At 60.2% G+C, this 25,437-nt stretch carries 39 protein-coding genes and 2 pseudogenes; 31 read left to right on the forward strand and 10 right to left on the reverse strand.

What is annotated here, in order from left to right:
- The 28 genes and pseudogenes from tuf to rplQ all read left to right on the forward strand — a co-directional run.
- Positions 1 to 117 (forward strand): annotated as a pseudogene (tuf, locus tag ASD03_RS38240) (elongation factor Tu); the annotation flags it as partial.
- A gap of 316 nt (positions 118 to 433) precedes the next feature.
- Positions 434 to 742 (forward strand): 30S ribosomal protein S10, encoded by a 309-nt coding sequence (gene rpsJ / locus ASD03_RS27305; protein WP_003507767.1) that lies wholly within the window; start codon positions 434 to 436, stop codon positions 740 to 742.
- A 140-nt stretch (positions 743 to 882) separates the two neighbouring features.
- Positions 883 to 1,569, forward strand: a complete 687-nt coding sequence (gene rplC / locus ASD03_RS27310; RefSeq protein ID WP_025426664.1) for a 50S ribosomal protein L3 — start codon at positions 883 to 885, stop codon at positions 1,567 to 1,569.
- Positions 1,570 to 1,581: 12 nt separating this feature from the next.
- Complete coding sequence (gene rplD / locus ASD03_RS27315; RefSeq protein WP_025426665.1) at positions 1,582 to 2,202, forward strand: 50S ribosomal protein L4; 621 nt, start codon at positions 1,582 to 1,584, stop codon at positions 2,200 to 2,202.
- On the forward strand, positions 2,199 to 2,492 hold the full coding sequence (locus ASD03_RS27320; RefSeq protein WP_025426666.1) for a 50S ribosomal protein L23: 294 nt from the start codon (positions 2,199 to 2,201) through the stop codon (positions 2,490 to 2,492). The genes rplD and ASD03_RS27320 overlap by 4 nt, the downstream gene beginning before the upstream one ends.
- Positions 2,493 to 2,535: 43 nt before the next feature.
- Positions 2,536 to 3,375 carry a 50S ribosomal protein L2 gene (gene rplB, locus ASD03_RS27325; RefSeq protein ID WP_025426667.1) on the forward strand — a complete coding sequence of 280 codons (840 nt, stop codon included), beginning with the start codon at positions 2,536 to 2,538 and terminating at the stop codon, positions 3,373 to 3,375.
- 15 nt (positions 3,376 to 3,390) lie between these two features.
- Entirely contained in the window at positions 3,391 to 3,669 is a 279-nt protein-coding gene (rpsS, locus tag ASD03_RS27330) for a 30S ribosomal protein S19 (protein WP_025426668.1), read from the forward strand.
- A 2-nt stretch (positions 3,670 to 3,671) separates the two neighbouring features.
- Positions 3,672 to 4,061, forward strand: a complete 390-nt coding sequence (gene rplV / locus ASD03_RS27335) for a 50S ribosomal protein L22 (protein ID WP_025426669.1) — start codon at positions 3,672 to 3,674, stop codon at positions 4,059 to 4,061.
- Positions 4,061 to 4,774 (forward strand): 30S ribosomal protein S3, encoded by a 714-nt coding sequence (gene rpsC / locus ASD03_RS27340; RefSeq protein WP_025426670.1) that lies wholly within the window; start codon positions 4,061 to 4,063, stop codon positions 4,772 to 4,774. Before rplV ends, rpsC begins: the two co-directional genes overlap by 1 nt.
- Before the next feature lie 38 nt (positions 4,775 to 4,812).
- Complete coding sequence (gene rplP, locus ASD03_RS27345; protein ID WP_025426671.1) at positions 4,813 to 5,226, forward strand: 50S ribosomal protein L16; 414 nt, start codon at positions 4,813 to 4,815, stop codon at positions 5,224 to 5,226.
- 12 nt (positions 5,227 to 5,238) lie between these two features.
- The gene (gene rpmC, locus ASD03_RS27350) at positions 5,239 to 5,439 is read left to right on the forward strand and encodes a 50S ribosomal protein L29 (protein WP_025426672.1); all 201 of its coding nucleotides are present in this window, start codon (positions 5,239 to 5,241) and stop codon (positions 5,437 to 5,439) included.
- A 12-nt stretch (positions 5,440 to 5,451) separates the two neighbouring features.
- Positions 5,452 to 5,688, forward strand: a complete 237-nt coding sequence (rpsQ, locus tag ASD03_RS27355) for a 30S ribosomal protein S17 (protein WP_025426673.1) — start codon at positions 5,452 to 5,454, stop codon at positions 5,686 to 5,688.
- A 178-nt stretch (positions 5,689 to 5,866) separates the two neighbouring features.
- On the forward strand, positions 5,867 to 6,235 hold the full coding sequence (gene rplN, locus ASD03_RS27360) for a 50S ribosomal protein L14 (RefSeq protein WP_003536525.1): 369 nt from the start codon (positions 5,867 to 5,869) through the stop codon (positions 6,233 to 6,235).
- A 14-nt stretch (positions 6,236 to 6,249) separates the two neighbouring features.
- Positions 6,250 to 6,561 carry a 50S ribosomal protein L24 gene (gene rplX / locus ASD03_RS27365; protein ID WP_025426674.1) on the forward strand — a complete coding sequence of 104 codons (312 nt, stop codon included), beginning with the start codon at positions 6,250 to 6,252 and terminating at the stop codon, positions 6,559 to 6,561.
- Entirely contained in the window at positions 6,554 to 7,111 is a 558-nt protein-coding gene (rplE, locus tag ASD03_RS27370) for a 50S ribosomal protein L5 (protein ID WP_025426675.1), read from the forward strand. The genes rplX and rplE overlap by 8 nt, the downstream gene beginning before the upstream one ends.
- A gap of 34 nt (positions 7,112 to 7,145) precedes the next feature.
- Positions 7,146 to 7,451 (forward strand): 30S ribosomal protein S14, encoded by a 306-nt coding sequence (gene rpsN, locus ASD03_RS27375; protein ID WP_025426676.1) that lies wholly within the window; start codon positions 7,146 to 7,148, stop codon positions 7,449 to 7,451.
- 12 nt (positions 7,452 to 7,463) lie between these two features.
- On the forward strand, positions 7,464 to 7,862 hold the full coding sequence (rpsH, locus tag ASD03_RS27380; protein ID WP_025426677.1) for a 30S ribosomal protein S8: 399 nt from the start codon (positions 7,464 to 7,466) through the stop codon (positions 7,860 to 7,862).
- 40 nt (positions 7,863 to 7,902) lie between these two features.
- Positions 7,903 to 8,436: a 50S ribosomal protein L6 gene (rplF, locus tag ASD03_RS27385; protein ID WP_025426678.1), complete on the forward strand. Its 534-nt coding sequence runs from the start codon at positions 7,903 to 7,905 to the stop codon at positions 8,434 to 8,436.
- 12 nt (positions 8,437 to 8,448) lie between these two features.
- Positions 8,449 to 8,811, forward strand: coding sequence for a 50S ribosomal protein L18 (rplR, locus tag ASD03_RS27390; protein WP_025426679.1), 363 nt, complete (start codon positions 8,449 to 8,451; stop codon positions 8,809 to 8,811).
- Positions 8,812 to 8,939: 128 nt separating this feature from the next.
- The gene (gene rpsE / locus ASD03_RS27395; RefSeq protein ID WP_025426680.1) at positions 8,940 to 9,509 is read left to right on the forward strand and encodes a 30S ribosomal protein S5; all 570 of its coding nucleotides are present in this window, start codon (positions 8,940 to 8,942) and stop codon (positions 9,507 to 9,509) included.
- 12 nt (positions 9,510 to 9,521) lie between these two features.
- Positions 9,522 to 9,725, forward strand: coding sequence for a 50S ribosomal protein L30 (rpmD, locus tag ASD03_RS27400; RefSeq protein ID WP_025426681.1), 204 nt, complete (start codon positions 9,522 to 9,524; stop codon positions 9,723 to 9,725).
- Between the two features lie 13 nt (positions 9,726 to 9,738).
- Positions 9,739 to 10,209, forward strand: coding sequence for a 50S ribosomal protein L15 (gene rplO, locus ASD03_RS27405; protein ID WP_025426682.1), 471 nt, complete (start codon positions 9,739 to 9,741; stop codon positions 10,207 to 10,209).
- 233 nt (positions 10,210 to 10,442) lie between these two features.
- A complete protein-coding gene (gene secY / locus ASD03_RS27410; RefSeq protein WP_025426683.1) occupies positions 10,443 to 11,783 on the forward strand; it encodes a preprotein translocase subunit SecY in 1,341 nt (446 codons plus the stop codon).
- Positions 11,780 to 12,358, forward strand: a complete 579-nt coding sequence (locus ASD03_RS27415; RefSeq protein ID WP_025426684.1) for an adenylate kinase — start codon at positions 11,780 to 11,782, stop codon at positions 12,356 to 12,358. The genes secY and ASD03_RS27415 overlap by 4 nt, the downstream gene beginning before the upstream one ends.
- A 231-nt stretch (positions 12,359 to 12,589) precedes the next feature.
- Positions 12,590 to 12,958 carry a 30S ribosomal protein S13 gene (rpsM, locus tag ASD03_RS27420; RefSeq protein ID WP_025426685.1) on the forward strand — a complete coding sequence of 123 codons (369 nt, stop codon included), beginning with the start codon at positions 12,590 to 12,592 and terminating at the stop codon, positions 12,956 to 12,958.
- Between the two features lie 228 nt (positions 12,959 to 13,186).
- Positions 13,187 to 13,576, forward strand: a complete 390-nt coding sequence (gene rpsK / locus ASD03_RS27425; protein WP_003536496.1) for a 30S ribosomal protein S11 — start codon at positions 13,187 to 13,189, stop codon at positions 13,574 to 13,576.
- Positions 13,577 to 13,679: 103 nt separating this feature from the next.
- Positions 13,680 to 14,690 (forward strand): DNA-directed RNA polymerase subunit alpha, encoded by a 1,011-nt coding sequence (locus ASD03_RS27430; RefSeq protein WP_025426686.1) that lies wholly within the window; start codon positions 13,680 to 13,682, stop codon positions 14,688 to 14,690.
- 44 nt (positions 14,691 to 14,734) lie between these two features.
- The gene (rplQ, locus tag ASD03_RS27435) at positions 14,735 to 15,160 is read left to right on the forward strand and encodes a 50S ribosomal protein L17 (protein ID WP_025426687.1); all 426 of its coding nucleotides are present in this window, start codon (positions 14,735 to 14,737) and stop codon (positions 15,158 to 15,160) included.
- A gap of 40 nt (positions 15,161 to 15,200) precedes the next feature.
- On the opposite strand, the gene msrQ is transcribed toward rplQ, so the two are convergent.
- Together msrQ and msrP are read right to left on the reverse strand one after the other, a co-directional pair.
- Complete coding sequence (gene msrQ, locus ASD03_RS27440) at positions 15,201 to 15,863, reverse strand: protein-methionine-sulfoxide reductase heme-binding subunit MsrQ (RefSeq protein WP_025426688.1); 663 nt, start codon at positions 15,861 to 15,863, stop codon at positions 15,201 to 15,203.
- Between the two features lie 2 nt (positions 15,864 to 15,865).
- Positions 15,866 to 16,813: a protein-methionine-sulfoxide reductase catalytic subunit MsrP gene (msrP, locus tag ASD03_RS27445; protein ID WP_025426689.1), complete on the reverse strand. Its 948-nt coding sequence runs from the start codon at positions 16,811 to 16,813 to the stop codon at positions 15,866 to 15,868.
- Between the two features lie 198 nt (positions 16,814 to 17,011).
- Between msrP and ASD03_RS27450 the strand changes: the two genes are divergently transcribed.
- The 3 genes from ASD03_RS27450 to sugE all read left to right on the forward strand — a co-directional run bounded on the left by ASD03_RS27450 (position 17,012) and on the right by sugE (position 20,255).
- Positions 17,012 to 18,409 carry a DegQ family serine endoprotease gene (locus tag ASD03_RS27450; RefSeq protein ID WP_025426690.1) on the forward strand — a complete coding sequence of 466 codons (1,398 nt, stop codon included), beginning with the start codon at positions 17,012 to 17,014 and terminating at the stop codon, positions 18,407 to 18,409.
- On the forward strand, positions 18,406 to 19,713 hold the full coding sequence (locus ASD03_RS27455; RefSeq protein WP_057217660.1) for a replication-associated recombination protein A: 1,308 nt from the start codon (positions 18,406 to 18,408) through the stop codon (positions 19,711 to 19,713). Before ASD03_RS27450 ends, ASD03_RS27455 begins: the two co-directional genes overlap by 4 nt.
- A gap of 227 nt (positions 19,714 to 19,940) precedes the next feature.
- Positions 19,941 to 20,255, forward strand: a complete 315-nt coding sequence (gene sugE / locus ASD03_RS27460; protein ID WP_025426692.1) for a quaternary ammonium compound efflux SMR transporter SugE — start codon at positions 19,941 to 19,943, stop codon at positions 20,253 to 20,255.
- Positions 20,256 to 20,315: 60 nt separating this feature from the next.
- Here sugE and ASD03_RS27465 read toward each other — a convergent pair whose 3' ends face one another.
- From ASD03_RS27465 to ASD03_RS39390, 8 genes and pseudogenes are all read right to left on the reverse strand, one after another.
- A complete protein-coding gene (locus ASD03_RS27465; RefSeq protein ID WP_057217662.1) occupies positions 20,316 to 21,101 on the reverse strand; it encodes an ATP12 family chaperone protein in 786 nt (261 codons plus the stop codon).
- The gene (locus ASD03_RS27470; protein WP_025426694.1) at positions 21,094 to 21,759 is read right to left on the reverse strand and encodes an HAD-IA family hydrolase; all 666 of its coding nucleotides are present in this window, start codon (positions 21,757 to 21,759) and stop codon (positions 21,094 to 21,096) included. The genes ASD03_RS27465 and ASD03_RS27470 overlap by 8 nt, the downstream gene beginning before the upstream one ends.
- Positions 21,759 to 22,751, reverse strand: coding sequence for an RluA family pseudouridine synthase (locus ASD03_RS27475; protein WP_025426695.1), 993 nt, complete (start codon positions 22,749 to 22,751; stop codon positions 21,759 to 21,761). The genes ASD03_RS27470 and ASD03_RS27475 overlap by 1 nt, the downstream gene beginning before the upstream one ends.
- A gap of 37 nt (positions 22,752 to 22,788) precedes the next feature.
- Positions 22,789 to 23,166 (reverse strand): fluoride efflux transporter CrcB, encoded by a 378-nt coding sequence (gene crcB, locus ASD03_RS27480; RefSeq protein WP_057210904.1) that lies wholly within the window; start codon positions 23,164 to 23,166, stop codon positions 22,789 to 22,791.
- Between the two features lie 26 nt (positions 23,167 to 23,192).
- Complete coding sequence (gene fghA / locus ASD03_RS27485; RefSeq protein ID WP_025426697.1) at positions 23,193 to 24,026, reverse strand: S-formylglutathione hydrolase; 834 nt, start codon at positions 24,024 to 24,026, stop codon at positions 23,193 to 23,195.
- Positions 24,027 to 24,051: 25 nt separating this feature from the next.
- Complete coding sequence (locus ASD03_RS27490) at positions 24,052 to 24,699, reverse strand: DUF1345 domain-containing protein (protein WP_025426698.1); 648 nt, start codon at positions 24,697 to 24,699, stop codon at positions 24,052 to 24,054.
- A 40-nt stretch (positions 24,700 to 24,739) separates the two neighbouring features.
- Entirely contained in the window at positions 24,740 to 25,180 is a 441-nt protein-coding gene (locus ASD03_RS27495; protein ID WP_025426699.1) for a YaiI/YqxD family protein, read from the reverse strand.
- A gap of 80 nt (positions 25,181 to 25,260) precedes the next feature.
- Positions 25,261 to 25,437, reverse strand: a pseudogene (locus ASD03_RS39390) (S-(hydroxymethyl)glutathione dehydrogenase); the annotation flags it as partial.

Here is a 25,437-nt window from a genome sequence, read left to right on the forward strand (position 1 = left end):
GTCACGGTTGCCGTTGAGCTGATCGTTCCGATCGCGATGGAAGAAAAGCTGCGCTTCGCTATCCGCGAAGGTGGCCGTACCGTCGGCGCCGGCATCGTCGCTTCGATCGTCGAGTAATCGGCGAACGGGCGGAATGAGGCGAGGCGCATTGTTATGCGCCTCGGACATAGCCGCCCAGCATGATTTAGTTGGTCGCACGGCTTGCCGACGACGCCGAAATAGTGCAAATGGCGCGCAAGCGTGATTTGCATGGTGCGTCGGCATAGTGCGATCGCGAAAGTACAGGCCGGCCACGGCCGCTCAAATAGGAAGGGGCAGGGGAAACCTTGTCCCTCCGATCTTTGAAAAATTAGCGGACTGGCCGAACATCAAACGAAGTTCAATGCGCGTTTCTCCACGGAAACCGCAACTAACATGAACAAGGATAAGTCGTATGAACGGCCAGAACATCCGCATCCGCCTCAAGGCGTTTGATCACCGGATCCTCGATGCCTCGACACGCGAAATCGTCTCGACGGCCAAGCGCACCGGTGCCAGCGTGCGCGGTCCAGTACCGCTGCCGACGCGCATTGAAAAATTTACGGTCAACCGTTCGCCGCACGTCGACAAGAAGAGCCGCGAACAGTTCGAAATGCGTACCCACAAGCGCCTTCTCGATATCGTAGATCCGACTCCGCAGACCGTTGACGCGCTGATGAAGCTCGACCTCGCTGCCGGCGTCGACGTGGAAATTAAGCTTTAATAACAAGGAAGGTACGTGGGCTTCGGTCCAACGGCTTCCAGAAACGGGCGACCCGGCGTTCCGCAAGGATCAGAGGGAGACCTTAAACAAGAGATGCGAAGGGGTTCGCCCCGACGTTAACTCTCAAGAGGAATGAACCGATGCGTTCAGGTGTGATTGCACAGAAAGTGGGAATGACGCGCGTCTACAACGACGCCGGCGAGCATATCCCGGTAACAGTATTGCGGCTGGAAAACTGCCAGGTGGTAGCCCAGCGCACGGACGACAAGAACGGCTATACCGCTGTCCAGTTGGGCGCCGGCACTGCCAAGGTCAAGAACACGCCGAAGGCGATGCGCGGCCACTTTGCTGCCGCCAACGTCGAACCGAAGGCGAAGCTCGTCGAATTCCGCGTTTCCGCGGACAATCTGATCGACATCGGCTCCGAACTGACCGCCAACCATTTCGTTGCGGGCCAGCTCGTCGACGTCACCGGTACCACGATCGGTAAGGGCTTTGCCGGCGCCATCAAGCGCCACAACTTCGGCGGTCTGCGTGCAACGCACGGCGTTTCCGTATCGCACCGTTCGCATGGTTCGACCGGTTCCAACCAGGATCCGGGCCGCGTCTGGAAGGGCAAGCGCATGGCTGGTCACATGGGCCAGACGCGCGTCACCACGCAGAACCTCGAAGTCGTATCGACCGATGAAGACCGCGGTCTGATCCTGGTCAAGGGCGCTGTCCCCGGCTCCAAGGGTGCCTGGATCGTCGTTCGTGACGCCATCAAGTCGGGCACCCCGGAAGGCGCACCGCGCCCCGCGGCCGTGCGCGCCGAAGCATCGAAGTAAGGGAGCCGAATAATGGATCTCACCGTCAAAACCCTCGAGGGCAAGGACGCGGGAAAGGTTTCCCTTTCGGACGCCATTTTCGGTCTCGAACCCCGTGAAGACATCATCGCCCGCGTCGTTCGCTGGCAGCTCGCTAAGAAGCAGCAGGGCACACACAAGGCCAAGGGCCGCGCGGAAGTTTCGCGCACCGGCGCCAAGATGTACAAGCAGAAGGGTACGGGCCGCGCCCGCCACCACTCCGCTCGTGCTCCACAGTTCCGTGGCGGTGGTAAGGCTCATGGCCCGGTTGTTCGCAGCCACGCCCATGACCTGCCGAAGAAGGTTCGTGCACTCGGCCTTCGCCACGCTCTGTCTGCCAAGCTGAAGGCTGAAAACATCATCGTTCTCGATGATCTCGTTGCCGCAGAAGCAAAGACGAAGACCCTGGCTGGCGTATTCGCCTCGCTCGGTCTGACCAATGCTCTGATCATCGGCGGCGCTGAAATCGAGAACAACTTCAAGCTCGCCGCTCAGAACATCCCGAATGTGGACGTTCTGCCGGTTCAGGGCATCAACGTTTACGACATTCTGCGCCGTGGCAAGCTCGTGCTTTCCAAGGCTGCCGTGGAAGCTCTGGAGGAGCGGTTCAAATGACGGATCTTCGCCACTACGACGTGATCGTGTCTCCCTCGATCACTGAAAAGTCGACGCTGGTTTCCGAACAGAACCAGATCGTCTTCAACGTCGCCAAGGGTGCTTCGAAGCCTGAAATCAAGGCTGCTGTCGAAGCTCTGTTCGGCGTCAAGGTTACGGCCGTGAACACGCTCGTCCGCAAGGGCAAGACCAAGCGGTTCCGCGGCTTTACCGGAAAGCAGAAGGACGTGAAGAAGGCGATCATCACGCTCGCCGACGGTCAGTCCATCGACGTCTCCACCGGTCTCTAACGGATAGGCCCATTAGGGTAAAAACCCAAAAGGGAACAATAAAATGGCATTGAAAAGTTTCAATCCGACGACCCCGAGCCAGCGCCAGCTGGTCATCGTTGACCGGTCCGGCCTCTACAAGGGCAAGCCGGTAAAGGCGCTGACCGAAGGTCTGCACTCCAAGGGCGGTCGCAACAACCTCGGCCGTATCACCGTTCGCTTCCAGGGCGGCGGTCACAAGCGGACCTACCGTCTGGTCGACTTCAAGCGTCGCAAGTTCGACGTAGAAGGCACCGTCGAGCGTCTGGAATATGACCCGAACCGCACCGCGTTCATCGCGCTGGTAACCTACGCCGATGGCGAACAGGCCTACATCCTCGCTCCGCAGCGTCTCGCTGCCGGCGACAAGGTGATCGCTTCGGAAAAGGCAGCAGTCGACGTCAAGCCCGGCAACACCATGCCGCTGCAGTTCATCCCGGTCGGCTCCATCATCCACAACGTGGAAATGAAGCCGGGTAAGGGCGGCCAGCTGGCTCGCTCGGCCGGTACCTACGCGCAGCTCGTTGGTCGTGACCAGGGCATGGCAATCCTTCGCCTGAACTCGGGTGAACAGCGCCTCGTGCACGGCTCTTGCCTCGCATCCATCGGTGCTGTATCGAACCCCGATCACGGCAACATCAATGACGGTAAGGCTGGTCGTTCGCGCTGGCGCGGTAAGAAGCCGCACGTTCGCGGCGTCGTCATGAACCCGGTTGACCACCCGCACGGCGGTGGTGAAGGCCGTACGTCCGGTGGTCGCCACCCGGTTACCCCTTGGGGCAAGCCGACGAAGGGCAAGCGGACGCGCTCCAACAAGTCGACCGACAAGTTCATCATGCGGTCGCGTCACCAGCGCAAGAAGTAAGAGAGGAAGTCTCAAGTGGCTCGTTCAGTATGGAAAGGTCCGTTTGTTGACGGCTATCTTCTCAAGAAGGCTGAGAAGGTTCGTGACGGCGGTCGTAACGAAGTGATCAAAATGTGGAGCCGTCGCTCCACGATCCTTCCGCAGTTCGTGGGTCTCACCTTCGGCGTCTACAACGGCAACAAGCATGTTCCCGTTTCGGTGTCAGAAGAAATGGTCGGACACAAGTTCGGTGAATTCTCTCCGACCCGGACCTATTACGGTCATGGTGCGGACAAGAAGGCAAAGAGGAAGTAACAATGGGCAAGGCAAAAGCCGAACGCCGGCTGAAGGATAATGAAGCGCAGGCAATTGCGCGCACGATCCGCGTCAGCCCCCAGAAGCTCAACCTGGTTGCAGCGATGATCCGCGGCAAGAAGGTCGAGCGCGCTCTGGCCGAACTCGAGTTCTCGCGCAAGCGGATCTCGGAAACGGTCAAGAAGACGCTTGAATCCGCGATCGCAAACGCTGAGAACAACCACGACCTCGACGTTGATTCGCTCATCGTCGCTGAGGCGTATGTTGGCAAGTCGATTGTGATGAAGCGCTTCCACGCTCGTGGTCGCGGCCGTGCATCGCGTGTTGAAAAGCCGTTCTCTCACTTGACGATCGTCGTTCGTGAAGTGGAAGCCAAAGGGGAGGCCGCATAATGGGCCAGAAGATTAATCCGATCGGTTTCCGTCTCGGCATCAACCGGACCTGGGATAGCCGTTGGTTCGCTGATAACGCGGAATACGGTCAGCTTCTTCACGAAGACCTGAAGATCCGCGCTTACCTGATGGAAGAGCTGAAGGCCGCTGGCATTGCCAAGGTCGTGATCGAGCGTCCGCACAAGAAGTGCCGCGTAACGATCCACTCGGCTCGTCCGGGCCTGATCATCGGCAAGAAGGGCGCAGACATCGAAAAGCTCCGCAAGAAGCTTTCCGAGATGACCAACTCCGAAACCCACCTCAACATCGTTGAAGTGCGCAAGCCGGAAGTTGACGCAACGCTCGTTGCCCAGTCGATCGCTCAGCAGCTCGAGCGCCGCGTGGCTTTCCGCCGTGCGATGAAGCGCGCTGTTCAGTCGGCCATGCGTCTTGGCGCCGAAGGCATTAAGATCACCTGCGCCGGTCGTCTCGGTGGTGCCGAAATCGCTCGTACCGAATGGTACCGCGAAGGTCGCGTTCCGCTGCACACTCTGCGTGCGGACATCGACTACGGTACGTCTGAAGCTCAAACCGCTTTCGGTATCTGCGGCATCAAGGTCTGGATCTTCAAGGGCGAGATCCTTGAGCACGATCCGATGGCTTCCGAGCGTCGCGCGATCGAGAGTGACAACCAGGGCGGCAGCAGCAGAGACCGTCGTCGCGAAAACGCGTAACATGCGCGCGTGGCAGCCAATATCGGAGAATTAAAAAAATGTTGCAGCCAAAGCGTACGAAGTATCGCAAGCAATTCAAGGGCCGCATCAAGGGCGTAGCCAAGGGCGGATCTGATCTTTCCTTTGGTGAATTCGGCCTGAAGGCTCAAGAACCAAACCGCGTCAATGCGCGCGAGATCGAAGCGGCCCGCCGCGCGATCACCCGCCATATGAAGCGTGCCGGCCGCGTCTGGATCCGTGTGTTCCCTGACGTTCCGGTCACCGCCAAGCCTACCGAAGTCCGCATGGGTAAGGGTAAGGGCTCGGTTGAATACTGGGCATGCAAGGTCAAGCCTGGTCGTATGATGTTCGAGATCGATGGTGTCAGCGAAGAACTCGCCCGTGAGGCACTTCGTCTTGGTGCTGCCAAGCTCTCTGTCAAGACGCGCTTCGTGCAGCGTATCGCAGAGTAAGGAGTGAATCTCATGAAAGCCGCAGATGTTCGCGCTCTGAGCGCCGATCAACTCAACGAAGAGCTTGCCAAGCTGAAGAAAGAGCAGTTCAATCTGCGTTTCCAGAAGGCAACCGGCCAGCTCGAAAAGTCGTCGCGTATTGACGAAGTCCGTAAGGACATCGCACGCGTCAAAACAATTGCCCGCCAGAAGGCGGCAGAAGCCAAGGCCTAAGGACCACAAAATATGCCGAAACGCATTCTGCAGGGCACAGTCGTCAGCGACAAGAACGACAAGACCGTCGTCGTCAGAGTCGAGCGCCGCTTTGCGCACCCGATTCTCCAGAAGACCGTCCGCCGTTCGAAGAAGTACAAGGCGCACGACGAAAACAACCAGTACAAGGTTGGTGACGTTGTTTCCATCGAGGAATGCGCGCCGATCTCCAAGGATAAGCGCTGGACGGTGGTTGCCGCCCAGGCTTGATTTCTACGGGATTTGACCGCGAGACCCTTGCGTCTTGGGCAAATATCTGTATGAAGCACGCAATTGAAGTAGAGGAACGCTCGAGTCCGGGCGTTCTTTTGCTTTGAGATAGGCACAATAAGCCGGGCGAGGGGGTCTAGACCCAACCGGCCTGGTAACAACAAGAAGGCGACCTGACATGATTCAGATGCAAACAAACCTCGACGTGGCGGATAATTCCGGCGCACGTCGTGTCATGTGCATCAAGGTGCTGGGCGGCTCCAAGCGTAAGTACGCGTCGATCGGCGACATCATTGTCGTTTCGATCAAGGAAGCCATTCCGCGCGGCCGCGTGAAGAAGGGTGATGTCATGAAGGCTGTTGTCGTTCGCACCGCGAAAGACATCCGCCGTGCGGATGGCAGCGTCATTCGTTTTGACACAAACGCAGCCGTTCTTATCGATAACAAGAAAGAGCCGATCGGCACCCGTATCTTCGGACCGGTTCCGCGCGAACTTCGCGCCAAGAACCACATGAAGATCATCTCGCTGGCTCCGGAAGTACTCTAAGGGAGCGTTGAGAGATGCAAAAGATTCGTAAAGGCGACAAGGTCGTCGTTCTCACCGGTAAGGACAAGGGCCGTACCGGCGAAGTCGTACAGGTTATGCCGAAGGAAGATCGGGCTGTAGTGCGTGGCGTGAACATGGTGAAGCGTCACCAGCGCCAGACCCAGAGCCAGGAAGCCGGCATCATCAACAAGGAAGCCTCGATCCATCTTTCGAACATCGCGATTGCCGATCCGAAGGACGGCAAGCCGACCCGCGTCGGCTTCAAGATCGACGGTGACAAGAAGGTCCGCGTGGCCAAGCGTTCGGGAGTAGTGATCGATGGCTAAGTCCGCTTATGAGCCCCGGCTCAAGAAGGAATATGTCGAGCGTATTCGTGCGGCTATGCAGGAGAAGTTCTCCTACGCCAACGAAATGCAGATCCCGCGCCTCGACAAGATCGTCATCAACATGGGTGTTGGCGAATCGACCGGCGACTCCAAGAAGCCGACCGTCGCAGCTGCCGACCTCGCTGCGATTGCTGGTCAGAAGCCGGTAATCACCCGCGCTCGCAACTCCATCGCTGGCTTCAAGCTGCGCGAAGGCATGCCGATTGGTGCCAAGGTTACCCTGCGCGGCGTTCGGATGTATGAGTTCCTGGATCGTCTCGTGAACATCGCTCTTCCGCGTGTTCGCGACTTCCGTGGCCTCAACCCGAAGTCCTTCGATGGCCGTGGCAACTTCGCCATGGGCGTCAAGGAGCACATTGTGTTCCCTGAGATCAACTACGACAAGGTTGATCAGATGTGGGGCATGGACATCATCGTTTGCACGACGGCTACTAACGACGACGAAGCACGCGCTCTGCTCACAGAGTTCAACTTCCCGTTCCGTCAGTAATCCGTAACGACAAGCGTAAAGAAGGATAACTGTTATGGCGAAAACGAGCGCAGTTGAAAAGAACAAGCGCCGCCGCAAACTGGTTGCCGGGCAAGCCTCTAAGCGCGCCGCTCTGAAGGCAATCATCATGAACCAGTCTCTGCCGATCGAAGAGCGGTTCAAGGCAACCATCAAGCTGGCTGAACTGCCGCGTGATGGATCCAAGACCCGCATCCGCAACCGTTGTGAAGTTACGGGCCGTCCGCGCGCCTACTATCGTAAACTTCGCATGTCGCGTATTGCGCTTCGCGAACTGGGCAATTCCGGCCGCGTGCCGGGTATTGTCAAGTCGAGCTGGTAAGGAGACGGGCACATGGCAATGACTGATCCGCTGGGCGATATGCTCACCCGTATCCGTAACGGCGCGGCACGCCGCAAGTCGAGCGTTTCCACGCCGGCTTCGAAGCTCCGCGCACGTGTTCTGGATGTCCTTCAGGCTGAAGGCTACATCCGTGGATACTCTGAAGTCGTATTTGGCAACGGCAAGGCCGAGCTGAACATCGAACTGAAGTACTACGAAGGCGCTTCCGTAATCCGTGAGATCGGACGCGTTTCCAAGCCGGGCCGCCGAGTTTATGTCTCGGTTAAGTCCATTCCGCAGGTCGCGAACGGCCTCGGCATCACCATCCTTTCGACTCCGAAGGGTGTGATGGCCGATCATCAGGCACGCGAACAGAATGTTGGTGGCGAGATTCTTTGCTCCGTCTTCTAAGACGTAACATGATCTCCATAGCGAACAGACAGGTATAAAAATGTCTCGTATCGGTAAAAAGCCCGTTCAAGTTCCTGCAGGCGTCACGGCAAGCGTTGATGGCCAGAAGGTAACGGCGAAGGGCCCTAAGGGCGAACTGTTCTTTGTTGCAAACGACGAAGTATCGGTAGCGCTCGAAGACAACGCGGTTGTTGTACAGCCGCTCAACCAGAGCAAGGATGCTCGTTCCAAGTGGGGCATGTCCCGCACGATGATCGAGAACATCCTGAAGGGTGTTAAGGACGGTTACGAGCGCAAGCTCGAAATCAACGGCGTTGGTTACCGCGCTTCGCTGCAGGGCAAGAACTTGCAGCTGGCACTCGGTTTCAGCCACGACGTGGTCTACCAGACGCCGGAAGGCATCACGATCGCTGTACCGAAGCCGACGGAAATCGTCGTCTCCGGCATCAACAAGCAGCAGGTCGGCCAGGTTGCAGCGGAAATCCGCGAATACCGCGGCCCCGAGCCCTACAAGGGCAAGGGCGTCAAGTATGCCGGCGAGCGGATTGTCCGCAAAGAAGGCAAGAAGAAGTAAGGATCACGCGAAATGGCTAGCAGGAAAGATACTCTTGTGCGTCGCGCCAACCGCGTGCGCCGTCAAATCAAGGCGGTCGCGAATGGCCGTCCGCGCCTGTCGGTTCATCGCTCGTCGAAGAACATCTACGTACAGGTTATCGACGACGTGGCCGGCAAGACGCTTGCGTCTGCCTCCACGCTCGACACCGATCTGCGTTCGTCTTTGAAGACGGGCGCTGACGCGGCAGCTGCTGCTGCCGTCGGCAAGCTCATCGCTGAGCGCGCCGTAAAGGCTGGCGTCAAGGACGTTGTCTTTGATCGTGGCGCCTTCATCTATCATGGTCGCATCAAGGCTTTGGCCGAAGCTGCACGTGAAGGTGGTCTGAACTTCTGATCGGTTGCCAGGCGGGCCTTGCGCCCGCCTGGAACCCTCATAAGTTTCCGGTCGCTTCCGATCCACAGGACGGGGGCGACTTTTGTCAATCTGCCGATTGCACCCGGAAAAGAAAAAGGAAAAGGACAATGGCACAGGAAAGAAGGGGTTCTCGCGAAGATCGCCAGAACCGCGAAGAGCGCGACAGCGAATTTGTCGATAAGCTCGTAGCAATTAACCGCGTCGCCAAGGTGGTGAAGGGCGGTCGTCGTTTCGGTTTCGCAGCTCTCGTCGTCGTTGGCGACCAGAAGGGCCGCGTTGGCTTCGGTCATGGCAAGGCGCGCGAAGTGCCGGAAGCCATCCGCAAGGCAACGGAAGCCGCCAAGCGCGATCTGATCTTCGTCCCGCTGCGTGGTGGTCGTACCCTGCATCACGACGTTCACGGCCGTCACGGCGCCGGCAAGGTGCTGCTGCGTTCAGCCAAGGCCGGTACCGGTATCATCGCTGGTGGCCCGATGCGCGCCGTTTTCGAAACGCTCGGCGTTCACGACGTCGTCGCTAAGTCGACCGGTTCGTCGAACCCGTACAACATGGTTCGCGCAACGTTCGACGCCCTCAAGAACCAGATGCACCCGAAGGACATCGCAGCTCAGCGCGGCATGAAGTACGCCACGCTCCAGGCTCGTCGTGTTTCCTCCGGCGCTGCTTCCGAAGAATAAGGGAGCTGACAGATGGCTAAGAAAGAAAACGCTGCGAAGACGGTTACCGTCGAGCAGATCGGTAGCCCCATTCGCCGTCCGGCCGTACAGCGTCAGACGCTCATCGGCCTGGGCCTCAACAAGATGCACCGGGTTCGCACGCTGGAAGATACCCCAGCTGTTCGCGGCATGATCCGGTCGGTCCAGCACCTCGTTCGCGTCGTCGACGAGAAGTGAGGGGGATAAGCTCATGAAACTGAATGAAATCAAGGACAACGAAGGCTCGACCAAGAACCGCAAGCGTCTTGGCCGTGGCATCGGTTCCGGCTCCGGCAAGACTGCCGGTCGCGGTGTGAAGGGTCAGAAGGCTCGTTCGGGCGTTGCCATCAACGGCTTCGAAGGCGGCCAGATGCCAATCTACCGTCGTCTGCCGAAGCGCGGCTTCAACAACATCTTCGCTTCGGAGTTTGTTGTCGTGTCGCTCGGCCGCATCCAGACGGCTATCGACGCCAAGAAGCTTGACGCTTCGAAGACCGTCGATGCAGCAGCTCTCAAGGCTGCCGGCGTGATCCGTCGCGAAAAGGACGGCGTTCGCGTCCTGGCCGATGGCGAACTGAAGGCGAAGATCTCGCTCGAAGTTGCAGGTGCTTCCAAGCCGGCGATCGAAAAGATCGAAAAGGCTGGCGGCTCCATCAAGCTGCTTTCGGCTGCTGCCGAATAATATTACTGATCAACCGCCCGGGGTGCTTCACTCCGGGCGGTTTTGCTCCCATATGTGAGCCTCACGTCCGCGATGGCGAATCGCTCGCCTCGGCGGACATAGCGGAAACCACGGTGAGGCATCCGATTGCAGACACAATCGCCTCGCGTCCGGTTTTCAAGACGAAAAGTTAGTCCTTCCGGAACGGACAGGGTACTCCCGCTGATTCCGAGATTTGGTACGCGGAGAATTGCATGGCTTCTGCAGCGGAACAGCTCGCCTCGAACCTGAATTTCTCGACTTTCGCCAAGGCGGAAGATCTGAAGAAACGACTGTGGTTCACGCTTGGTGCGCTTTTGGTCTACCGTCTTGGCACCTATATCCCGCTGCCCGGCCTCAACCCGGACGCGTTTGCGCAGGCCTTCCAAGGCCAGAGCGGCGGCATTCTCGGGCTCTTCAACATGTTTTCGGGCGGCGCAGTGGAGCGCATGGCGATCTTCGCGCTCGGCATCATGCCCTATATCTCTGCCTCGATCATCGTTCAGCTGATGACCTCCGTCGTTCCGGCGCTGGAACAGCTGAAGAAAGAAGGCGAGCAGGGTCGCAAGATCATCAATCAGTACACCCGCTACGGCACGGTGCTTCTCGGCGTCATGCAGGCCTATGGCATTGCCGTCGGCCTTGAGAGCGGCAACGGCCTCGTGAACGATCCGGGTTGGTTCTTCCGTATTTCCACGGTTATCTCGCTGCTCGGCGGCACGATGTTCCTGATGTGGCTCGGCGAGCAGATCACATCGCGGGGCATCGGTAACGGCATCTCACTGATCATCTTCGCCGGCATCGTCGCCCATCTGCCGACGGCTCTTGCCGGAACGCTCGAGCTTGGCCGCACCGGTGCGCTTTCGACCCCGTTGATCCTGGCGATCATCGTCATGGTCGTTGCCGTCATCGCGCTCATCGTCTTCGTCGAACGCGCCCAGCGTCGTCTTCTGATCCAGTATCCGAAGCGCCAGGTCGGCAACCGCATGTTCCAGGGCGACACGTCGCACTTGCCGCTGAAGCTCAACACTGCGGGTGTTATCCCGGCGATCTTCGCATCGTCGCTGCTGCTGCTGCCGGCGACGCTTGCTGGTTTTGCCAACACCGCGGCGTTGCCCGGCTGGGCCACATCTATCGTCAGCGCGCTCGGTCACGGCCAGCCGCTCTACATGGTGCTCTACGGCGGCATGATTGCGTTCTTCGCCTTCTTCTACACGGCCATCGTCTTCAATCCGAAGGACACAGCCGACAATCTGAAGAAGCATGGCGGCTTCATTCCGGGCATCCGCCCGGGCGAGCGTACGGCTGAATACATCGACTACGTTCTGACGCGCATCACCGTGCTTGGAGCGATCTACCTGATCTTCGTCTGTATCCTGCCCGAAATCCTCATCGCCCAGACTGGCGTGCCGTTCTACCTTGGTGGTACGTCGCTTTTGATTGTTGTCAGCGTTACCCTTGATACGGTAGCACAGATCCAGGGTCACCTCATCGCTCAGCAGTATGAGGGGCTGATCAAGAAGTCGAAGCTGCGCGGAGGAAAGAGGGGACGATGAGACTGATTTTTTTGGGACCGCCCGGAGCTGGCAAGGGGACACAAGCCAAGCTTCTGACGGAGAGGTACGGTATTCCGCAGCTTTCCACAGGTGACATGCTGCGGGCGGCCGTCGCCCAGGCGACCGACGTCGGCAAGCGCGCCAAGGCTGTTATGGACGCCGGACAGCTCGTTTCTGATGCGATCGTCAACGAGATCGTGTCGGACCGGATCGACGCCCCGGATTGTGCCAACGGCTTTATCCTCGACGGATATCCGCGCACGGTCCCGCAGGCGGTCGCTCTCGGCCAGATGCTTAAAGGCAAGGGCTTGAAGCTCGATGCCGTGATCGAGCTCAAGGTCGACGAGACGGCGCTTGTAAAGCGTATGGAGAATCGCGTAGCGGAAACTATCGCTGCGGGCGGCTCGGTCAGATCGGACGATAATCCGGAAGCCTTCAAGCGTCGGCTGACGGAATATCGGGAAAAGACCGCACCTTTGTCGGAGCACTATGCCGGCACCGGTGAGCTTAAGACGGTCGACGGCATGGCCGATGTAGACGCCGTGACTGCACAGATCGAGAAGATTCTGGCCTAGACCCTGGGTCTTTGCCGAAAAGGAACCGCCGGGGAGTTGACTTTTCCGGCTGATTCCGCCAAAGACAGCGCCAACTCGCGACATGGGAGCGATCGGCGCGGTCTTCAACGAAACGAAGTCCGGGTACGGTCGGTTTTGACGTGTCTCGAACCTCAATCAACGTGCGGCTCTTGAGGTCGCGTAACGAAGCACCTATTGCCGGATGGCAACTGGAACGCAAGGAGAATAGACGTGGCACGTATCGCTGGCGTCAACATCCCGACGGCAAAGCGCGTTGTTATCGCGCTGACCTACATTCACGGGATCGGACCGAAATTCGCACAGGAAATCGTCGAGAAGGTCGGTATTCCGGCTGATCGCCGCGTGCATCAGTTGACGGACGCTGAAGTTCTTCAGATCCGCGAAACGATCGACCGCGACTACCAGGTTGAAGGTGACCTGCGTCGCGACACGTCGATGAACATCAAGCGTCTGATGGACCTGGGCTGCTACCGCGGCCTGCGTCATCGCCGCAGCCTGCCGGTGCGCGGTCAGCGTACCCACACCAATGCCCGCACCCGCAAGGGTCCGGCAAAGGCGATCGCCGGTAAGAAGAAGTAATTTCCCGAATAGGGAGATTGGGAGGCTGGCGCACGCGCCGGCCTCCTTTTGCAGTTTGGGAAGGGCGTTGCCCGACCGTCGCATTGCCTAACCGGTTTTGCGAAATGCCTGCAGGGCCGGTTCCACCGGTCCTGGATGAAACTGAAGAAGCAGGGCAGGGGACGAAAATTCCTTTCCCGGTGGAGCCGCTGGAATTACGGCGGTGCAGAGATCTAAGAAAGGGATCCTATGGCCAAGGAAGCCACCCGCGTTCGCCGTCGCGAACGCAAGAACATCACGTCTGGCGTCGCGCACGTCAATTCGTCGTTCAACAACACCATGATCACCATCACCGACGCACAGGGCAACGCAATTGCCTGGTCGTCTGCCGGTGCCAAGGGTTTCAAGGGCTCGCGTAAGTCGACCCCGTTTGCCGCTCAGATCGCCGCTGAAGACTGCGCCAAGAAGGCCCAGGAACACGGCATGAAGTCGCTTGAAGTTGAAGTTTGCGGTCCGGGTTCCGGCCGTGAATCCGCACTTCGCGCGCTGCAGGCTGCGGGCTTCATGATCACCTCGATCCGCGATGTGACCCCGATCCCGCACAACGGTTGCCGCCCGCGCAAGAAGCGCCGCGTCTGATCATTTGCGTTCAAAATGCCGGTGAGGGCGCTTCGGCGTGCTCCCGGACTTCGGGGCTCGGTTGTCACGATTGGATGGTGACAACGAACGGAAGGCACAAAACATGATCCAGAAAAATTGGCAGGAACTGATCAAGCCGAACAAGGTGGAGTTCATCTCCTCGGGCCGCACCAAGGCAACGTTGGTCGCGGAACCGCTTGAACGCGGCTTTGGTCTGACGCTCGGCAACGCGCTTCGCCGCGTGCTGCTGTCGTCGCTTCGCGGTGCTGCTGTTACCGCGGTGCAGATCGACGGCGTCCTGCACGAGTTCTCCTCTATCCCGGGCGTTCGGGAAGACGTGACGGACATCGTGCTCAACATCAAGGAAATCGCCATCAAGATGGATGGCGACGACGCAAAGCGCATGGTTGTGCGCAAGCAGGGTCCGGGCGTTGTAACCGCCGGTGACATCCAGACGGTTGGCGACATCGAAATCCTCAACCCGAACCATGTGATCTGCACCCTCGACGAGGGCGCTGAAATCCGCATGGAGTTCACCGTCAACAACGGCAAGGGCTACGTTCCGGCTGACCGTAACCGTTCGGAAGATGCTCCGATCGGCCTCATCCCGGTCGACAGCCTGTACTCGCCGGTCAAGAAGGTCTCGTACAAGGTGGAAAACACCCGCGAAGGCCAGGTTCTTGATTATGACAAGCTGACGATGTCCATCGAGACGGACGGCTCCGTCACCGGTGAAGATGCGATCGCGTTTGCGGCCCGCATCCTTCAGGACCAGCTGTCGGTTTTCGTCAACTTCGACGAGCCGCAGAAGGAAGCAGAGGAAGAGGCAGTCACCGAGCTCGCCTTCAACCCGGCGCTTCTCAAGAAGGTCGACGAACTGGAACTTTCCGTCCGTTCGGCCAACTGCCTGAAGAACGACAACATCGTCTACATCGGCGACCTCATTCAGAAGACCGAAGCAGAAATGCTCCGCACGCCGAATTTTGGTCGCAAGTCGCTGAACGAAATCAAGGAAGTTCTCGCTTCCATGGGCCTGCACCTCGGCATGGAAGTGCCGTCCTGGCCGCCTGAGAACATCGAAGATCTCGCCAAGCGTTACGAAGACCAATACTAACCATTAGACTGCGGGCAGATGCCTGCAAGTGAAGGAGAATAGCAATGCGCCACGGTAAAGCCGGCCGCAAGCTGAATAGAACCGCCAGCCACCGCAAGGCGATGTTTGCCAACATGGCAGCTTCGCTGATCGAGCACGAGCAGATCGTTACGACCCTGCCGAAGGCTAAGGAAATCCGCCCGATCGTTGAAAAGCTCGTCACTCTCGGCAAGCGCGGCGACCTGCATGCTCGTCGTCAGGCGATCTCGCAGATCCGCGACGCCGCTGTCGTTTCGAAGCTGTTCGACACGATCGCATCGCGTTACGCCACCCGCAACGGCGGCTACCTGCGTATCATGAAGGCTGGTTTCCGCCAGGGCGACAACGCTGCTCTCGCCGTCATCGAATTCGTTGACCGCGACACCGATGCAAAGGGTGCGAAGGATCGCGCTCGCGTCGCAGCTGAAGCTGACGCCGCAGAAGCAGCCTGATCTTTTCAGGTAAGCTGAATTGAAAGCGGCCGGGTGTTCGTCACCCGGCCGCTTTTTCTGTTTCCGCTGTCCGGATCGGTCGGTTGGCGACCTGCCGTTTACGCTTCAGATAGGGCTTGCGCACCAGGCGCCAGCAAAGGAGCAAGGTGACCAAAGCCAGATAGGTCATCTGCTCGAGGCCGACCACCTTGACTGACATGGCGAAATGCAGCGCTCCCGCCGCGGCGATCACATAGGCAAGCTTGTGCAACTGGTTCCATTTGCTGCCGAGCCTACGGATCGACCAATTGTTGGATGTCAGCGCCAGGGGGATGAGCATCAGCAGCCCGGCCATTCCGATGGTGATGAACGGGCGCCGGGCGATGTCGGCGATGATGGCGGGGATGTTCAGGACCTGGTCGAGCAGGAAATAGGCCAGGAAGTGCATCACCACATAGTAGAACGCCAGCAGCCCGAGTGCGCGCCGGTAGCGCAGCCAGTTGACGCCGAAGATATCGCGGATGGGGGTGATCGCCAGCGTGGCGACCAGAAAGCGCAGCGCCCAGATGCCGAGCAGGTGCTCGAATTCCTTGACGGGGTTTCCAGGCAGGCGTCCGGTGGCGCCGAGGTAAAAGGCGGCAAGGGCCGGACAGAGGCCCAGCCCGTACAATCCCCAGACGGACGCGGAGTGAAAGCGTTTCGGCAGGGCGGGCAGCTTGGGCATTCTTAGAAGTTCGCTCTCAGGTCCATGCCGGCATAGAGACCGGCGACTTCTTCCGCATAGCCATTGAAGGGCAGGGTATCGCGTCGGTTGGCGCCGAAGAAACCACCGCCACCGATCCTGTTTTCGGTCGCCTGGCTCCAGCGTGGATGGTCGACGGTCGGGTTAACATTCGCATAGAAGCCGTACTCATTGGGTGCCGACAGGTTCCATGTCGAAGGCGGCGGCGTTTCCGTCAACGAGATTCGCACGATCGACTTGATACCCTTGAAGCCATACTTCCAAGGAGTGACCAGTCGGATCGGCGCACCGTTCTGATTTGGCAGGGTCTTGCCATAGACGCCGACCGAGAGAATGGTGAGCGGATGGCGCGCCTCGTCGAGGCGCAGACCCTCGCGGTAAGGCCAGGGCAAAGCCTGAAAGAAGCCTGATTGGCCGGGCATCTCCTCGGGGCGCACCACGGTCTCGAATGAGACATATTTCGCATTGCCGAGTGGCTCGACTTTGTCGAGCAGGGCTGCGAGCGGGAACCCGGTCCAGGGAATGACCATCGACCAGGCTTCGACGCAACGCATCCGGTAGACACGCTCCTCGATTGGAAGCGCCAGAAGCTCCTCCAACCCGAATTCCTTCGGCTTGCCGACAAGACCATCGACCTTCACGGTCCATGGGGTCGGTTTGAAGGTATCCGAGTTGGCCGCAGGATCGGCCTTGCCGGTCCCGAACTCATAAAAATTGTTGTAGCCGGTGACGTCGGCCTCCGGCGTCAGATCCTCCTCGACGGTGTATCTGCCCTTGGGTGCGGCGAGTGCAGCCGCTTGGACCGAACCGACGCCAGTGCCTGCAATCAGCAAACCACCTGCCGTCGTCGCTAGAAAGGCGCGGCGCGAGAGAAAGCAGCTCTCCGGCGTGATTTCGGACGATGCGATTCTCGGTGGACGATAGGCCGGCATGATCTTTTCCGCTTTCAACGTGTGGGTCTTGTCTGCTCAAACTGACCAGAGTTTCGATCACTGAGAAAGAGGCGGATAACCACGTTTTCGTGCGTTCTACGTGATGGCGCCGACTTTGCGTATCTCGCAGTGACGTTTGCCTTTTTTCCTGCGAAATCCTATCTGAACGTAGCCGCGACGAATAGGAGAAGGCTTCATATGATCTTTGGTTCAAGGGCGCTTGCGACGCTCGTTCTCGCCGTCTCTCTCGCCTGTCCGGCAATGGCCCAGGATGCGAAGGTCGTGCCCCAGTCGCGCACCGAGATGCAGCTTTCCTTCTCGCCTCTGGTCAAGCAGACGGCGAATGCGGTCGTCAACGTCTATGCCGAGCGCGTGGTCGAGCGCCGGTCGGTCTTCTCGGGCGATCCCTTCTTCGAAGAGTTCTTCGGGCAGCGCATGCCGAACCGCAGCGAGAAGCAGTCGTCGCTCGGATCCGGCGTGATCGTCGGCAAGAACGGCATCGTCGTTACCAATAACCACGTCATAGAAGGCGCCGACGATATCAAGGTGGCGCTTGCCGATGGCCGCGAATATCCCTGCAAGATCGTGCTCAAGGATGACCGCCTCGATCTTGCGGTCCTGAAGATCCAGTCCGATGGTCCGTTCGACATCATCCCGATCGGCGATTCCGATGCGGTCGAGGTCGGCGATATCGTTCTGGCGATCGGCAATCCCTTCGGCGTCGGGCAGACGGTGACGAGCGGCATCGTTTCCGCGCTCGCCCGCAATCAGATTTCGTCGGGCGATTTCGGCTTCTTCATCCAGACGGACGCCGCCATCAACCCCGGCAATTCCGGCGGTGGCCTGATCGACATGAACGGTGCGCTGATCGGCATCAATACCGCGATTTTCTCCAAGGGCGGCGGCTCGAACGGCGTCGGCTTTGCCATCCCTGCCAATCTGGTAAAGGTGTTTGTCGCCTCCGCCGAGGGCGGCAATGGCTCCTTCGTGCGTCCGTTCATCGGCGCGTCCTTCGAGCCCGTGACCTCAGAAGTCGCGGAAGCTCTTGGCCTTGATCGCGCTCGCGGCGCGCTTGTCACCGCCGTCGTCACCGACGGGCCCGCAGCCTCAGCTGGCATCAAGCCGGGGCAGGTGATCACAGCGGTCAACGGCATCGCCGTGGAACATCCCGATGCCCTCGGCTACCGCCTGACCACGGTCGGTATTGGCCACGAGGCCCGCGTCACCGTTTCCGAAAACGGCAAACCGCACGATGTCAGCCTGAAGCTCGACCGTGCACCGGAGACGTCGCCCCGCGACGAGCGCCTCATCGAGGGCCGCAATCCGTTTGCCGGTGCGGTCGTAGCCAATCTCTCTCCCCGATTGGCCGACGAACTGCGCATGTCGACCTCGCTGCAGGGTGTCGTCGTTACCGAGATCAACCGTGGCTCGCCCGCCGCGCGCATCGGACTGGCGCCGAAGGATATTATCCGCTCCGTCAACGGCGCGTCGATCGACAGTTCGAAGACATTGGAGAGCGTGATGGCCGAGGGTGCCTCCTTCTGGCGCGTCGAAATCGAGCGCGATGGCCAGATCATTCGTCAGTTCTTCCGATGAGCGATCTCTTCTCGTCCTCCGAGCCGCCGGAAATGACCTCGGCAAGACCGCTTGCCGATCGTCTGCGGCCGCGCACGCTGTCCGAAGTCACCGGCCAGGAACACCTGACGGGCGTGGATGGCGTGTTGACGCGCATGATCGCATCGGGCTCGCTCGGATCGATGATCTTCTGGGGACCGCCTGGAACGGGCAAGACGACGGTCGCCCGGCTGCTGTCGGGCGAGGCGGGGCTTGCCTTCGAGCAGATCTCGGCGATCTTTTCCGGTGTCGCCGACCTCAAGAAGGTTTTCGAATCGGCAAGGGCCCGGCGGATGTCGGGCCGCCAGACCTTGCTCTTCGTCGATGAGGTTCATCGTTTCAACCGTGCCCAGCAGGACAGCTTCTTGCCCGTCATGGAAGACGGCACGGTCATCTTGGTCGGGGCGACGACAGAAAATCCGTCTTTCGAACTCAACGCCGCTCTCTTGTCACGCGCCCGTGTGCTGACGTTCAAGCCGCATGGAGAAGAGAGCCTGCGAGAATTGCTGAAGCGCGCCGAAGAGACGGAAGGCAAACCTCTTCCGCTGGATGAGGACGCCCGGGCAAGCCTGATCCGGATGGCCGATGGCGACGGCCGGGCGGCGCTCACGCTGGCCGAGGAGGTCTGGCGCGCCGCGCGGGCGGACGAGATCTTCGATGTCGACGCGCTGCAGAGGATCGTGCAGCGACGAGCGCCGGTCTACGACAAGGGGCAGGACGGTCACTACAACCTGATTTCGGCCCTGCACAAATCGGTGCGCGGCTCCGACCCGGATGCGGCACTTTATTATCTCTGCCGAATGTTCGATGCCGGCGAGGATCCGCTCTATCTCGGACGGCGCCTCGTCCGCATGGCGGTGGAGGATATCGGCCTTGCCGATCCTCAGGCACTGGCGATCTGCAATGCCGCCAAGGATGCGTATGATTATCTCGGTTCGCCGGAAGGAGAACTGGCGTTGGCCCAGGCCTGCGTCTATCTCGCGACCGCACCGAAATCGAATGGTGTCTACATGGCTTACAAAGCGGCCATGCGGGCGGCCAAGGAAAACGGTTCGCTTCTGCCGCCGAAGCATATTCTGAACGCGCCGACCAAGTTGATGAAGGGCGAGGGCTACGGCGACGGCTATCGTTACGACCACGATGAGCCCGATGCGTTTTCGGGCCAGGACTATTTCCCGGAAAAGATGGGACGCAAGACCTTCTATGACCCGCCGGAACGCGGCTTCGAGCGAGAGATCCGCAAGCGGCTGGAATGGTGGGCAAAGCTGCGGCGTGAGCGGAGCTGACTCCATCTCTCTGTTGCGACGCATTTCCTGGCGGGAAACCGCTTCGCACTTTTTGCTGGAAATGCTTAAGCCTTGCCGGGCGTGCAGGGCTGATTTGCCCGGGCATATCTTGCTGCCGTCAGAAAACCGTGAGATAGAACCCGCGTTGCAGACGGCTGCACGGTTTTGAGACTTTCGATACCGAACATCCGCGGGGACGGCCTCGCTCCATACTCTAGGAGTTTGAAATGGCCTGGTTAATCCTCCTGCTTGCCGGTATCCTCGAAATCGGCTGGGCAATCGGTCTCAAATACACCGACGGTTTCACGCGGCTGACGCCGACGGTCCTGACCGTCGGTTCGATGATCCTTAGCATCGCCTTGCTTGGTCTGGCGGTCCGAACGCTGCCGCTCGGCACGGCCTATGCCGTCTGGACCGGCATCGGCACGGTCGGTACCGTCATTCTCGGCATTTTCCTCTTTGCCGAGCCGGCGACGTTCGTCCGCCTCGGTTGCATCACGCTGATCGTTGCCGGTATTGCCGGGCTGAAGCTTTCTGCCTAACGCAACGTCAGAGATCTCTCGCAAGGGCAGCTGACTTTCGCAGCCTGTTCCGGCGCGCCGCTATCGCAGCGCGTCGAGGACGGCAGTCGCCGCCTGCATCTCCTGCCAGCGGCCCTCGCGGCGCTTGAACGCTTCCTCGTCTGTGCCCCAATGCTCGATCTGCCAGTCCTCATCGACATGGGCTGCAATCCAAGCCTGTTCGGCGGTCAGCCGGCCGGACGCGAACGCAACCGCGAGCAGCGCCGAGCCGGTCAAGGTGGTGATCGTATGCACGCAGGTCAGGCCGAGCGGCGTCGCAAAGGCGCGCAGGCCCTCTGCATAGGCGGTGATTGCCTCACCGGTCTGTTCCTGGTGGATGACGCCCTCGGCCAGAATGAAGCGGGCGCCGAGCGACTGCGCAGCCCATTCGAGCACCGGGTTCCAGACGGCGTTCTGCCGTCCGACGAGCCCTTCCGGGCTGGACGCGCGGTAGCAGAGCAAGTCGGTTCCAGCGAAACGTAAGATGTCCTCGAAAACCGAGCGCTGGTCCTTCGCCACACCGTCGAGCGCCGTGTTGGCGATCCGGGTGACCGGCATCTTGGCGGGGTCGATGACCTCGACCTGCGCATCCCATTCGGCTGCCAGCATTTCGGCAAGCTTCAGGGGCGGGACCGCAAGCAGATTTTTCGCCGGCGTGCGCACCGGTCGGCCGTCAAGCAGCACGCTGTGGCCGCCGTCTTCCGAAGTGCCGATGCTGACGTCCTTGTAGAAGCGCTTGGGCAGCGGCTTCAGCATCTGGATCTGTGCGCGCCGGACCGGGTCCTCGTGGCTCAACGCACCGCTGAGTTCATCGCGAATATCAGGCATGATAGTGTTCCATCCACTCCATGATGTCGGCCGGCGTCCGTGCAATGTAGTCGGCCCCCGCCTCGACGAGATCCGGTACGTCGGCATAACCCCACGCAACACCGATGGCGGCGGCGCCGGCGGCCTTCGCCATCTGCATATCATAAATCGCATCGCCGATGACGACAGTATCGCTCGGATCAATCCCGGCTTCCGAGCAGCATTCCGAGACCATTGCTGGATGCGGCTTTGAAGGGCAGTCGTCGGCCGTGCGCGAGACGAAGAATATCCGGTCGAAGCCGTGGGTCTCGGCGATATGCGTCAGACCGCGGCGCGATTTGCCGGTGACCGCGCCAATCAGCAGCTCGTCGCGGCCGGACAGCGTCTGCATCATCTCCGCGATGCCGGGAAACAGCAGCTCCTGAAATCCGGATTCGCCGCGCACGCCGGCAAAAATCGCCTTGTAATGGGCCGTCATTGCCAGCGCCTGGTCGTCGACATGCTCGTGTCCGAGCAGGCGAGCAATGGCGATGTCAAGGGTCAGGCCGATGATGCCCTTGGTCGCGGAAAGTTCGGGTCGATCGAGTTCGAAGGCTTCGAAGGTCCGTGCCATCACTTCGTGGATCAGACCGCCGCTGTCGACCAGCGTGCCATCGCAATCGAAAAGCGCCAGTTTCATCAGTCGTCCTCGCCGGGCTCGTTCTCTTCGAAGCCTAGCAGGTTCCAGCTCTGGACCATGTGCGGCGGCAGCGGCGCAGTCACCCGCAGGCGACCGCCATCCGGGTGCGGGATATCGATATGGCGTGCGTGCAGGTGCAGCCGGTTCTGCATGCCGCCGGGCAGGCTCCAGTTGAAATCGGCGTCGAAATACTTCGGGTCGCCGAGGATCGGATGGCCGATGTGCAGCGCATGCACGCGTAGCTGATGGGTACGGCCGGTATAGGGCTCCATCTCCAGCCAGGCGAGGTTCTGTGCTGCCTGCTCGCGCACACGGTAGTAGGAAATGGCGTGGTCGGCGCCATCTTCACCGTGCTTGGCGATGCGCATGCGGTCGCCGTCCGGCGTCTGTTCCTTGACCAGCCAGGTCGAGATGCGGTCCTCGCGCTTGCGCGGGACGCCCTTCACCAGTGCCCAATAGGTCTTCTTGGTGTCGCGCTCGCGGAAGGCAGCCGTCAGCTTCTGCGCGGCGCCACGCGTGCGGGCAATCACCAGAACGCCGGAGGTGTCGCGGTCGAGGCGATGAACCAGACGGGGTTTTTCGCCACGCTGGTTGGTCCATGCCTCGAGCATCTTGTCGATGTGTCGGTTGACGCCGGAGCCGCCCTGTACCGCAAGCCCAGCCGGCTTGTTCAGCACGATAACCTTCGCGTCCTCGTGCAGCACCATGCGCGACAGCAATTCCCCGTCGGGCGAGTGGCGAAGGTCGCGTCCGGCGATCGGGCCAGTCTTTATCTCCTTGGCGTCGACGTTAAGCGGAGGGATGCGGACCGTCTGGCCCGTCTGCAGGCGCGTGTCGGATTTGACGCGGCCGCCGTCGACACGGATCTGGCCCGAGCGCAGCAGCTTCTGCAGCGGACCGAAACCCAGTCCGGGGAAATGCACCTTGAACCAGCGATCGAGGCGCATGCCTGCCTCGTCGCCGTCCACCTGCTTGTGTTCTATGCCTGCCATCTCAGCGAACCTGCTTCCTGTTCTTTAGAGGCAGCCTTTAGACCATTGCGCGCATCAGGGCCAGCCCGGCAAACACCGCCAGTATCGAAAGCACGATGCTGGCGGCGATGTAGCCGAGCGCGAGTGCAGCATCGCCACGCTCGAGCAGCATAATGGCGTCCAGTGAAAAAGCCGAAAAGGTGGTGTAACCGCCCAGCACGCCGGTGATCAGGAACAGTCGCATCTCCGGCGAAGCGCCGAACTTGCGCATGATCAGCTCCGCAAGCAAGCCGATCAGGAACGAGCCGGTGACGTTGACCATGAGCGTTCCCCATGGAAGGGCCGGGCCCCATCGTTGAACCGTCCAAAGGCCGACAAGATAGCGGGCCATCGATCCGATGGCGCCGCCGGCACCGACGAGAAGAAGTTGGGACATCGCAGCCTCCGGCCGTTTCACTGGGATCAGGCCAGCCGCTCGGCGTGCCACTTCAGATGATCGCCCATGAAGGTCGAGATGAAGTAATAGGAGTGATCGTAGCGCTCATGCATGCGCAGCGTCAGGTCGATGCCGGTTCCCTTGATCGCTTCCTCGAAGAGCCATGGCCGCAGGCCGTTGTCGAGGAAACTGTCCGCCTTGCCCTGGTCGATCAGGAACTCCGGGAAGCGGGCACCATCCTTGACCAGCGCGCAGGCATCGTATTGCCGCCAGGCGGCCCTGTCCTCGCCGAGGTATTTCTCGAAGGCGCCGATGGACCAGTCGGCCGTCGACGGCTCGACGATCGGCGCAAAGGCCGAGCAGCTGCGGAAACGGTCCGGATGCTTGAGCGCGATGGTCATTGCACCGTGACCGCCCATCGAATGGCCGAAAATGCCCTGCCGGCTCATATCGATGCGAAAATGCTGGCTGACGAAGGCCGGCAGCTCCTCGGTGATGTAGCTGTACATCTGATAGTGCTCGGACCACGGTGTTTGCGTGGCATCGAGGTAGAAGCCTGCGCCCTTGCCCATCTGCCAGTTGGTGAGTTCGTCGGGAACTTCCGTGCCGCGCGGGCTGGTGTCGGGGCAGACGACGATCAGCCCGAGCTCGGCTGCCATACGGCGGTACTCACCCTTTTCCATCACGTTGGCATGGGTGCAGGTGAGGCCCGAGAGATACCAGAGCACCGGCCGCGGCTCCTTGATCGCCTGTGGCGGGACGAAGACAGCAAACGTCATCTCGCCCTTGCAGGCCGCGGATTCGTGCGAGAAGACGCCCTGCATGCCGCCAAATGCGGTGTTCTGAGAAAGGACTTTCATCAAATGCTCCTTGGATATCGTGGGATCAGCCGGCGAGTTGCACGGCCGCGTTGACCGCAGCGGCGACAAGCACGGTGTTGAAGAAGAAGGAGACGATGGCGTGCATCAGGTTGATGCGCCGCATCGCCGTGGTGGTGATGGCGACGTCCGAAGTCTGGGCGGTCATGCCGATCACGAAGGAAAAATAGAGGAAATCATAGCCGCCGGGTTCCGGCGTCTCGGGAAAATCGAGGCCGCGCTGCGGGGCAGGGGTTTGCGCGCCGTCGTCAGGCACCCAATAGACATGGGCATAGTGCATGGCCGCCATCACGTGGATGGTCGCCCAGCCGAGAACGACCGAGGCAAAGGCTAGCGCCAGTTCGAGCGTTGGCCCCTTACTTTCGCCGTTCAACGCGAAGAACAGCGAGACCAGCGCCGTGGCGGCCGCTGCGAAAGTGACCAGGAAAATCACCGCTTCGGGTTCGTCGGTGTTTCTCGCATGCGTCTTGAGATGCTTGCCCGTCATCATCCGCAGCCGCCGGGCGCTCATGATCAGGTAGACGCAGAAAAAAGTGACGGCTGAGACTTCGAAACTATAGCGCGGCGCGGCAAACCACATGACGGGCAGGCTGGCAAGAGCACAGGGGAGCGCGGTGTAGAACGGCCAGTGCCTGAGCCTTGTCGTCGCTGTCATCGGAGTGCCCCTGCGATCCCTTGCGGATTGACGCCGCGCCTCACTTTTTCGTCTGGCGCGCGAGTCGGTCAAGTGTCTCGAGGAAGGTCGAACGGTCGCGTTGCGTGAAGGCGGCATTGTAGCCCTTGCTTTCGCCGGTCTCGCGCAGGTGTTGGCCAAGGTCGCGCATGGCAGACGCCATGCCGATATTGCTCTTGTCGAAGACGCGCCCGGACGGGCCGGTGACGAATGCGCCGGCGGCCACGCAACGAACCGCAAGCGGCACGTCGGCAGTCACGACGATATCGCCCTCATGCGCGCGTTCGGCGATCCAGTCGTCGGCGGCGTCGAAGCTTGCCGACACGATGACGTTGTGGACCATCGGGTCGCGCGACGGTCGCAGGCCCGAGTTGGCGACGAAGGTCACCTTGAAGCCATGGCGCTCGGCCACCTTCAGCACTTCCGCCTTCACCGGGCAGGCATCGGCATCGACATAGATCATCCTGAATCCGTTTCTCAAATGGACCGAAAAAGCGCCGGAATACAATCGATTCCGGCGCTTTCCTGAATCGGATTTTAAGCTTAGTAGAGAACCACGCTGCGGATGCTCTCGCCGGAGTGCATCAGCTCGAAGCCCTTGTTGATGTCTTCGAGCGGCATCGTGTGGGTGATCATCGGATCGATCTCGATCTTGCCTTCCATGTACCAGTCGACAATCTTCGGCACGTCGGTGCGGCCGCGGGCGCCGCCAAAGGCGGT

Origin of the sequence: Ensifer sp. Root127, assembly GCF_001425225.1 — a bacterium.
Classification (GTDB): Bacteria; Pseudomonadota; Alphaproteobacteria; order Rhizobiales; family Rhizobiaceae; genus Ensifer; species Ensifer canadensis.